The sequence below is a fragment of the Micromonospora sp. AB353 genome, from assembly GCF_049538395.1.
GTDB lineage: Bacteria > Actinomycetota > Actinomycetes > Mycobacteriales > Micromonosporaceae > Micromonospora > Micromonospora aurantiaca.
The window spans coordinates 59,013-69,474 of the sequence record NZ_JBMVFV010000024.1; the positions used below are offsets into that span (position 1 = coordinate 59,013).

The window sequence follows — 10,462 nt, forward strand, 5'->3', positions numbered from 1 at the left end:
GCGCCTGACGCCGCTACGGCGTCAGGCGCTGCGGACCGTGGTGAGGTCGGCCAGCCCGGAGATGGTCAGCAGCGGCTCCAGCAGCGGGCCGGCGATCAGCGTGATCCGGTCGGCGTGCGGGAACAGCGCGGCCAGCCCGGCGCTGTCCAGGTACTCCACCTTGGTGAGGTCCACGACCAGGGGCTCGCCGTCGGGGCGTACGGCGTCGGCCAGCGCGTCGGCGAAGGTGGACGCGTTGCTCATGTCGATCTCACCGACGGCTGCCAGCACGCGGACGCCGTCCGGGCTGTCGCTCGTGGTCAGAGTCAGGGACGTGCTCATGGCGTGATCCTCGCCTGCATGTCGACGGTGGTGCCGGTGGCCCCCGGGGTGACGCTGATGCTGTCCATCAGCGCGCGCATGAGCACGAGTCCCCGGCCGCGGTGCGGGTCGGGAGGCTGGTCCCGGTCGCGCCAGTTGCCGCTGTCGGTGACGCTCAGGCGCAGCGCGCCGGCGGTGGCGGCGGCGCGCAGCCGGATCCGGCCGCCCGGGTCGTCGCGGTGCCCGTGCTCGATCGCGTTGGCGCACGCCTCCCCGGCCGCCACCAGGATGTTGTACGCGTGGGCCGGGGCCAGCCCGCAGCGGTCCAGCCATCCCCGCAGCACACTGCGGACCTCGGCCAGGCGCGTCGACTCGGCGGGGAACTCCAGTTCCAGCGGCCCGGGGTGGCGGTAGAGCAGCAGGGCCACGTCGTCGTGGTAGCCCCCGTCCGGGGTGAGCCGGTCCATGATGTCGGTCGCCAGCACCTCGACCGGCGCGTGGTGACCCTGCTGGATGGCGTCGGTGGCGCGGGCGATGCCGGCGGTGATCGGCTGACGGCGGCGTTCCACCAGGCCGTCGGTGTAGAGCATCAGGGTGGCGCGCGGCGGCACCGTCGCCTCCGCCTCCGGACGTTCCTGCCCGGGGCGTACGGCCAGCGGCCGGGACCGGCCGTGCTGCAGCAGTTCGGGAGTGCCGTCGGCGCGGACCACGATGGCGGGCGGGTGACCGGCGCTGGAGTAGCGCATCAGGCCGGTGACCGGGTCGAGCACACCACAGAAGACGGTGGCGCAGGACGCCCCCGGCAGCAGCGCGGCGAACCGGTCCAGCGCCACGAGCGTCCGGGCCGGGCTCGGGTCCTGCAACAGCAGCGCGCGGCAGGCGCTGCGCAGCTGACCCATCACCGTCGCGGCCCGCAGCCCGTGTCCCACGCAGTCGCCGACCACGATGCCGATCCGCCCGTCCGGCAGTTCGACGGTGTCGTACCAGTCGCCGCCGACCTTGAGCGGCATCGCGGCGGGGGAGTACCGCACCGCGAAACCGGCGGGGAGCTGCGCCGGGCCGAGGATCGCCCGTTGCAGGGCCAGCGCGGTCTCCCGCTGCTGGTCGATCTGGTGCACCCGGTGCAGCCCCTGACCGATGTGGCCGGCCAGCAGCGCCAGCAGCGTCTGGTCCTGCTCGGTGAAGGGCCGCTTCTCGCCCAGGTCGATCCAGAGCGCCATGGTGCCGTGCGGGTGCTCGACGGCGATGCCGGCGCCGTGCGTACGCGTCGCCACCGGGGTCAGCAGTGGGGTGTCCCGCAGCGCGAGCAGGGCCTGCCGGCGCTCCGGCGGCAGCGTGTCCCACCGTGCCGCCGGGTCGGTGGCGGTCACCTCGGGGGCGGGCAGGTCGCCGAAGACGGCGGTGAGCACGCCGGCGGCCCGCCACAGCTTGCGCAGCTCGTCCAGCACCCCGTGCAGCGCGTCGATGAGGTCGTCGGCCTGCGACAGCCGCATGCTGAGCCCGGCCAGGGCGGTCTCCCGCTGCACCGCGTAGTGCTCGGCGGTGACGTCGCGGAACGTGCCGACGATCACCCGGCGGCCGGTGTCCGGGTCGTCGACCCGGTTGAAGGCGGCCGAGATCCAGATCCGGTGCCCGTCGCGGTGGGTCACCGGCACGGTGTACGTGCCACGGGTCTGCCCCACGAGTCTCGAGAACGCCTCCGCCACCTGGCGGTGCGCCTCGGGCTCGGCCTCCCGGTCCGGCCACCACGGGTGCACGGCGGGGTAGGGCAGGTCCTCGGTCCCGTAGCCGAGGATGCCGGTGAACGCCGCGTTGATCTCGACCACCGCGCCGTCCTGGTCGCAGACGAAGAACGCCTCCTGCAACGAGTCGACGAGCGCCGTACGCCAGCGGGCGTGGTGGTTGCGCAGCCGCGCCAGCTCCACGTTCGCCCGGACCCGGGCCAGCAGCTCGGCCGCCGGGAACGGCTTGACCAGGTAGTCGTCGGCGCCTGCTTCCAGCCCTTCGATCGAGGCCTCCTGCCCGGCGCGGGCGGACAGCAGCAGCACCGGGGTGCCGGCCGTCCGCTGGTCGGCGCGCAGCGCGGCGACCAGTTGCAGGCCGTCGAGCCGGGGCATCATCACGTCGCTGACCACCAGGTCGGGGGTGTGCGCGCGGGCGGCGTCCAGCGCGGCCTGCCCGTCGGCGACCGCGTGCACCTCGTGCCCGGCCGAGCGCAGCAGCCGGGTGAGGTACTCCCGCATGTCGGCGTTGTCGTCGGCCACCAGGACGCGGGCCGGCGCCCCGCCGGGCAGCGGCTGGACCGGCCCGCCGGCCGGGTCGTCCCCGCCACCGGCGGCAGTGCCCGGTTCGGCCGGCAGCCAGCGCAGCGCCTCCTGCACGAACGGCTCGGCCGACGCCGGCGTCCGGCCGGTCCCAGCCGGGGCGAGCGCGTCGGCCGGCAGGTGGCCGGTGCCGAACGGCAGCCGGATCGTGAAGGTGGTGCCCCGGCCCACGGTGCTGATCGCGTCGATGTCGCCGCCGTGCAGCGTGACCAGCTCCCGGACGAGGGCCAGGCCGATGCCGCTGCCCTCGTCGGAGCGGGAGCGGGCGTTCTCGATGCGGTGGAACCGCTCGAACAGGCGCGGCATCTCGTCCTCGGGCACACCGATGCCGGTGTCGGAGATCCGCAGCACCGCCGTGTCGCCCTCGCCGCGCAGCTCCACCCGGATGGCGCCGTCGAAGGTGAACTTCAGCGCGTTGCTGAGCAGGTTCAGCACCACCTTCTCCCACATGCCGAGGTCCAGGTGCACCGGCTCGGGCAGGGACGGGCAGTCGACCTCGAAGGACAGGCCGGCCCGTTCGATGGCCGACCGGAAGACGCTCGCCAGGTCGGCGGTCACCGCGGCCAGGTCCACCGGCTCGTAGCGGGCCTGCATCCGCCCGGCCTCGATGCGGGAGAAGTCGAGCAGGCTGTTCACCAGCTTGCCCAGGCGCAGGCCGTTGCGGCGGATGACGTCCAGCTCGGCCCGGACCTGCTCGTCGGCGTCCGGCAACCGGCCGCGCAGCTCGTCCAGCGGACCCATGATCAGGGTGAGCGGGGTGCGGAACTCGTGGCTGATATTGGAGAAGAACGCGGTCTTCGCGCGGTCCAGTTCGGCGAGCTCCTCGGCCCGCCGCTGCTGCGCCTGGTAGCTGCGGGCGCTGGCGATGCCGGTGGCCAGATGCCCGGCGGTCAGCTCCACGAAGCCGCGGTACCCGTCATCCAGCGCCCGGTAGCGGTTCAGCCCGGCGACCAGGAACCCGTACGGCGCACCGCCCTGCTGCCGCAGCGGCACCAGCAGCGCCTCGGCCGGCGCGGCGGGCCAGACACCCGCCGGCAGGTCCGCGAAGGCCGGGCCGTCGAGCGCGACCCGCACCGACTCGCCCTCGGTGAGGGCGCCGGCCGGCCACGGCGCGGCCGGGTCGCCGAGCGACAGCGCGGCCGGGGCCGCCGGGTGCCCGTCCGGCAGGCCGGTCGCCTCCACCAGCCGGGCCCCGCCGTCGTCGTCGTACAGGTAGGCGAGCGTGAACGGCAGGTCCTGCGGGTTGCGGGCCAGTTGGCGGCTGACGAACGCGAGCGTCTCCTGTTCGGTGCGGATGACGCTCGGGTCCGAGCCGAGGTCGCGCAGCGTGGCCATCCGCCGCTCGCCGATGACCCGCTCGGTGTCCTCGCTGACCACGCAGAGCATCCCGACCAAGCCGCCGTCGTCGTCGCGCAGCGGGCTGTAGGAGAACGTGTGGTAGGTCTCCTCCCGGTAGCCGGCGCGCTCGAGGAACAGCAGCAGGCCCTCGTCCCAGGTCGCCTCGCCGGTGCGCAGCACGGTGTCGACGCGCGGGCCGATGTCGTCCCAGATCTCCGCCCACACCTCGTTCGCCGGTAGTCCCAGCGCCCACGGGTACTTGCGGCCGAGCGTGTCCCGCCGGTAGGCGGCGTTGCAGAAGAAGCTGAGCTGCGGGCCCCAGGCCATCCACATCGGGAACCGGGAGGACAGCAGGATCCGCACCGCGGTCCGCAGGCTCTGCGGCCAGGTGGCCGGCGGGCCCAGGGGGTGCGCCGACCAGTCGATCCGCGCCAGGTCCGGCCCGATCTCCGCGTCCACGGCGAAGACGTCGGCACGCGTACGCGGGTCGGTGTCAGCGCCGCTCATCGCCCGAGTCTCCCCCACCCCGTCCGGTCCCGCTCGTCCGGGCCGCGTCGCGGCCTCGTGGTCGCTTCTTGCCCCGTCGCGTCCCCGGCACTCCACCCGGGGCGGGGAGATCTGACTCACGTGACGGCAGCGGGTCAGGGCAGGGGTCGGTGGTGCGGACAAACGAAAGGCAAGGAGACACCTCTCCTCGCCACTATCAACGTATATCGCACCCCGGGTCTTGCCGCAAGGCCCCGGTGATGCCGCAGAATCAGCGGCCGATGCGGGTCGAGCTGCGAAAACGGGGGCACGGCATGACCGGACGGTACGTGTGGCAACTGCACGAGGTGGACGAGACGCGGATCGCCGCGGTCGGCGGCAAGGGCGCGCACCTGGGGGCGCTGACGCGGATCGGCGGGGTGCGCGTACCTCCGGGTTTCTGCGTCACCACCGACGCCTTCCGGCTGGCCGTGGCGGGGACGGCGGCGCTGGCCGGCCCGCTGGACCGGCTCGCCCGCGTGGACGCGGACGACCCGGCGGCGATCCGCGCGGCCGCCGCCGAGGTCCGTCGCGCGGTCGAGCGGGCCGCGCTGCCGGGCGAGGTCGCGGCGGCGGTCACCGCCGCGCTGGCCGGGCTCGGCGCGGACGCCGCGTACGCCGTGCGGTCGAGCGCGACGGCGGAGGACCTGCCGGACGCCTCGTTCGCGGGCCAGCAGGACACCTACCTGAACGTGGTCGGCACGGCCGAGGTGCTGCGGCACGTCAGCCGCTGCTGGGCCTCGCTGTTCACCGACCGGGCGGTGACCTACCGGCGGCGCCACGGCATCGACGACCGGGCCGTGGAGATGGCGGTGGTGGTGCAGCGGATGGTCGTCCCGGACGCGGCCGGGGTCATGTTCACCGCCGACCCGGTCACCGGCGACCGGACGGTGGTGTCGGTGGAGGCCGGCTTCGGTCTCGGCGAGGCACTGGTCTCCGGCCTGGTGAACCCGGACGTCTTCACGGTGCGCGACGGCGCGGTGGCCGGCCGGACGATCGGCGCGAAGGCGCGGGCGGTGCACGCGGTACCCGGCGGCGGCACCCGGGAGACGCCGGTCGACCCGGCGCGGCAGGCCCAGCCCGCGCTGACCGACGCGCAGGCGGTACGCCTCGCCGCGCTGGGCCGGCGGATCGAGGCGTACTTCGGCTGCCCGCAGGACGTCGAGTGGGCAGTGACCGGGGACGACGTCCACATCCTCCAGAGCCGGCCGATCACCACGCTGTTCCCGGTGCCGGCGACCGGCGCCGACGGGACGTTCCACGTCTACCTCTCGGTCGGGCACCAGCAGATGATGACCGACGCGATGAGGCCGCTGGGCCTGTCGATGTGGCGGCTCACCGCCATGGCGCCGATGCACGAGGCGGGCGGCCGGCTGTTCGTCGACGCGACGCCGCACCTGTCCACGGTGCCGGGCCGTGCCGCGTTCCTGGGCATGATCGGCCGGGCCGACCCGCTCACCCGGGACGCGCTGGAGACGGTCCTCGCCCGCGGCGTCGTACCGGCCGCGCCGGACCCGGCCCCGGCCGGCCCGCCCGTGGCCGGACCGCCACCCCCGATCGACACGGACCCGGCGATCGTCACCACGCTCGTCGAACGCAGCCGGGAGTCTCTCGCCGCCCTGCGCCGCGGCGTCCGCGGCCGCTCCGGACCCGAGCTGTTCGACTTCCTGGCCGAGGCGTTCGCCGAGCACAAGCGGGTGCTCACCGATCCGCTGAGCGCCCAGGTGATCATGGCGGGGATGCACGCCACCTGGTGGCTCAACGACAAGCTGGGGGAGTGGCTCGGCGAACGCGACGCCGCCGACACGCTCACGCTGTCCGCGCCCGGCAACGTCACCGCCGAGATGGGCCTGGCGCTGCTCGACGTGGCCGACGTGGTCCGCGCGTACCCCGAGGTGGTGGCGTTCCTGCGGGACGCCGCCGACGACGGGTTCCTGGACGAGCTGCCGAAGCTGCCCGGCGGCGCGCAGGTGCGCGAGGCCGTCGAGGGCTACCTGGACCGGTACGGCATGCGCTGCGTCGGCGAGATCGACATCACCCGGCCACGGTGGAGCGAGCGCCCGGCCACGCTCGTGCCGCTGATCCTGGACAACGTCCGCACCTTCGCGCCGGGCGCCGCCGCGCGCCGCTTCGCCCAGGGCCGGGAGCGGGCCGAGGCGAAGGCCCGGGAGGTGCTGGACCGCCTGCGCGCGTTGCCCGACGGCGAGCGCAAGGCCGCCGAGACGCAGGCCGTGATCGATCGGGTACGGACGTTCGCCGGCTACCGGGAGTACCCGAAGTACGACATCGTGAGCCGCTACGGCGTCTACAAGCAGGCGCTCATGGCGGAGGCCGGCCGGCTGGCACGCGCCGGTGTGCTCGCCGCCGCCGAGGACGTCTTCTACCTGACGTTCGACGAGTTCCGGGAGGTCGCGGCCACCGGGCGGGTGGATGCCGGGCTGATCCGCAGGCGCCGGGAGGAGTTCCGGTCGCACCAGGCGCTCACCCCGCCCCGGGTGCTCACCTCCGACGGCGAGGCCCTCAACGGCTCGTACCGGCGGGACGACGTACCGCCGGGCGCCCTGGCCGGGCTGGCGGTCTCGGCCGGCGTCGTCGAGGGGCGGGCGCGGATCGTGGCGGACCTGGCCCGCGCCGACCTGGAGCCGGGCGACATCCTCGTCACCGCGCACACCGACCCGAGCTGGACGCCGCTGTTCGTCGCCGTCGCGGGCCTGGTGACCGAGGTGGGCGGCCTGATGACGCACGGCGCGGTGATCGCCCGCGAGTACGGCCTGCCCGCGGTGGTGGCGGTGCCGGACGCGACCCGGTTGATCCCCGACGGCGGGTGGATCCGCGTGCACGGCACCGACGGGTACGTCGAGCTGCTGTCCTGACCGGCGCGGCATGCTCGATGATGGAGGTCCGGCGAGCGGGGAGGCGCGATGCGGATCGGGGAGCTGTCGGCGCGTACCGGGGTGAGCGCCCGGTCCATCCGGTACTACGAGCAGCAGGGCCTGCTCGCCGCTCTGCGGACGTCGAGCGGCCAGCGGGTCTTCGCCGAGTCGGCGGTGGACCGGGTCCGGCTCATCCAGCGGTTGTTCGACGCCGGGCTGAGCAGCCGCCGGATGGCCGAGCTGCTGCCCTGCGTGACCGACCCGGAGATCCGCACGTCGTGGCTGACCGACCGGCTGCGCGAGGAACGGGCCCGGATGACCGCCGAGATGGCACGGCTCGCGCACGCCGTCGCAGTGCTCGACGACGTGGTGTCCGACATGACGGTGACCGAGGACACCCGGGATCCGGCCGCCTGAGCGCTTGCCCTTGACACCGGTGTCAACTCCTAGCGTCGGGTCATGAACGCGATCCTGGACACCGCATCGCCGGTGACGCCGCTGCTGGAGCCGGTCACCGTCGCCGGCCTGTCGTTGCCGTCCCGCTTCGTGATGGCGCCGATGACCCGTAGCCGCGCGCCGGGCGGCGTGCCGACGCCCGAGATGGCCGAGTACTACCGGCGCCGCGCCGCGGCGGGCGTCGGCCTGATCGTCACCGAGGGCGTGCTGGTCGACCATCCCAGCGCCGGCCACGAGGACACCGTGCCGCGGATGACCGCCGGCGCGGCCGAGGCGGGCTGGCGGGGCGTGGTCGAGGCGGTGCACGCCGCCGGTGGCCGGATCGCCGCGCAGCTGTGGCACCTGGGCAGCCTGCGTGAGCCGGTGGACGGCCGTCCGGCGTGGACCCCCTCGGGGGTACGCGAGCCGGGCCGCCCCGCGCCGCACGCGATGACCGCCGCCGACGTGGACACCCTGCTCGCGGCGTACGCGGACGCGGCGAGAGTCGCGGTCCGGGCCGGGTTCGACGCGATCGAGATCCACGCCGCGCACGGATACCTGCTGGACGAGTTCCTGTGGCCGTACACGAACCGCCGGACCGACGCGTTCGGCGGCTCCCCGGCGCGGCGGGCGGCGTTCCCGGCGGCCGTGGTCCGCGCGGTCCGCGCGCAGGTCCCGGAGCGTTTCTCGGTGATCGTGCGGTTCTCCCAGTTCAAGGAGCGCGCGTTCGACGCGCGGATCGCCGAGACCCCGGCCGAGCTGGCGCGGATCCTCACCGCGTTCGCCGAGGCCGGCGCGGACGTCCTGCACGCCTCGCAACGTCGCTTCTGGCAGCCCGTGTTCCCCGGCTCGGCGCTGAACCTGGCCGGCTGGGCGAAGCGTCTCACCGGTCTGCCGTCGATCACCGTCGGCTCGGTCGGGCTGCGGCGGGACTTCCTGCGCCCGGACGGCCCGGAGTCGGTGGCGGGCCTGGCCGCGCGGCTGGCGGACGGGGAGTTCGATCTGGTCGCGCTGGGCCGCGCGCTGCTGGGCAACCCGGCCTGGGTGACGCACGCGGCCACCGGTCGGCTGGACGAGATCGTCGACTACCGCAAGGCGCACGAGGACGTCTATCCCTAGGCGGCAGGGGTTGACGCCGGGGGATGTTATCGCTCACAGTCGATGGCAGGGCATGAGCGCCGCAAGGCTCACCGGGCGAGCCGCGCTGGGCGTACCCCCGACACCGTCTCCGGACGCGGGGTCGGGAACTCGCACCACCACCATCGCGTAACCCCGGAAGAGGAATCCGCATGAGACGAAAGAGAGCCTTGCTGACCACCGGCATCCTGGCCGGCGCGCTCGCCGCCGGGATGGCGGTGGCCCTGGCGCCGTCCGCGAGCGCCGGCACCACGCTGCGCGCGTCGGCGGCCGAGAAGGGCCGTTACTTCGGCGCCGCGGTCGCCACCGGCAAGCTGTCCGACAACACGTACGCCACGGTGCTGAACCGCGAGTTCAACTCCGTGGTGGCCGAGAACGAGATGAAGTGGGACGCCACCGAGCCGCAGCAGGGGCGGTTCAGCTACACCGGCGGCGACCGGCTGGTCAGTCACGCACGCGCGAACGGCATGTCGGTGCGCGGGCACACGCTGCTCTGGCACGCCCAGCAGCCGTCGTGGGCGCAGGGTCTGTCCGGCAGTGCGCTGCGCAACGCCGCGATCAATCACGTCACCCAGGTCGCCACCCACTTCCGTGGGCAGATCTACGCCTGGGACGTGGTGAACGAGGCGTTCGCCGACGGCGGTAGCGGCGGGCGCCGCGACTCGAACCTCCAGCGCACCGGCAACGACTGGATCGAGGCGGCGTTCCGGGCGGCCCGCGCGGCGGACCCGGGCGCGAAGCTCTGCTACAACGACTACAACACCGACGGCATCAACGCGAAGTCGACCGGTATCTACAACATGGTCCGCGACTTCAAGTCGCGGGGCGTGCCGATCGACTGCGTCGGCTTCCAGTCGCACCTGGGCACCACGATCCCCGGCGACTACCAGGCCAACCTCCAGCGCTTCGCCGACCTGGGCGTCGAGGTGCAGATCACCGAGTTGGACGTGATGACCGGCGGCAACCAGGCGAACATCTACGCCGCCGTGACCCGCGCCTGCCTGGCGGTGTCGCGCTGCACCGGCATCACGGTGTGGGGCGTGCGGGACTGCGACTCGTGGCGCGGCTCGGACAACGCGCTGCTGTTCGACTGCTCGGGCAACAAGAAGGCGGCGTACAACGCGGTGCTCGACGCGCTGAACGCCGGCGGCAACAACCCGCCGCCGACCACGACGCCGCCGCCGAACAACCCGACCACCCCGCCGCCGGGCCAGGGTGGATGTTCGGCCTCGGTGTCGCTGAACTCCTGGACCGGTGGGTTCGTGGCGACGGTGAAGGTGACGGCGGGTTCGTCGGGCACCCGGGGATGGACGGTCACCATGACGTTGCCGGGCGGCGCGAGCATCACCAACACCTGGAGCGCGACCGCCAGCGGGAACAGCGGCACGGTGCGGTTCGCGAACGTGAGCTACAACGGCCAGCTCGGCGCCGGTCAGAGCACCGAGTTCGGTTTCCAGGGCAACGGGAGCGGATCGGGTATGACGCCCACCTGCTCCGCGACCTGATCCGGGCCACCGCGGGGGTACGGGA

The 10,462-nt window shown here is 74.0% G+C and carries 6 protein-coding genes; 4 read left to right on the plus strand and 2 right to left on the minus strand.

From position 1 onward, the window contains the following. Positions 1-21 precede the first annotated feature (21 nt). Together ACPCK6_RS13345 and ACPCK6_RS13350 are read right to left on the minus strand one after the other, a co-directional pair. Complete coding sequence (locus ACPCK6_RS13345; protein WP_194799081.1) at positions 22-321, minus strand: STAS domain-containing protein; 300 nt, start codon at positions 319-321, stop codon at positions 22-24. Next, complete coding sequence (locus ACPCK6_RS13350) at positions 318-4,469, minus strand: SpoIIE family protein phosphatase (protein ID WP_423481260.1); 4,152 nt, start codon at positions 4,467-4,469, stop codon at positions 318-320. The genes ACPCK6_RS13345 and ACPCK6_RS13350 overlap by 4 nt, the downstream gene beginning before the upstream one ends. Positions 4,470-4,762: 293 nt before the next feature. On the opposite strand from ACPCK6_RS13350, the gene rph reads away from it, so the two are divergent. From rph to ACPCK6_RS13370, 4 genes are all read left to right on the plus strand, one after another. Continuing rightward, complete coding sequence (gene rph / locus ACPCK6_RS13355; protein ID WP_423481261.1) at positions 4,763-7,360, plus strand: rifamycin-inactivating phosphotransferase; 2,598 nt, start codon at positions 4,763-4,765, stop codon at positions 7,358-7,360. Between the two features lie 48 nt (positions 7,361-7,408). Further along, entirely contained in the window at positions 7,409-7,777 is a 369-nt protein-coding gene (locus tag ACPCK6_RS13360; RefSeq protein ID WP_396882440.1) for a MerR family transcriptional regulator, read from the plus strand. A 42-nt stretch (positions 7,778-7,819) separates the two neighbouring features. Continuing rightward, positions 7,820-8,914 (plus strand): oxidoreductase, encoded by a 1,095-nt coding sequence (locus ACPCK6_RS13365; protein WP_423481262.1) that lies wholly within the window; start codon positions 7,820-7,822, stop codon positions 8,912-8,914. 170 nt (positions 8,915-9,084) lie between these two features. Beyond that, the gene (locus tag ACPCK6_RS13370; protein ID WP_423481263.1) at positions 9,085-10,437 is read left to right on the plus strand and encodes a glycoside hydrolase family 10 protein; all 1,353 of its coding nucleotides are present in this window, start codon (positions 9,085-9,087) and stop codon (positions 10,435-10,437) included. Positions 10,438-10,462 lie beyond the last annotated feature (25 nt).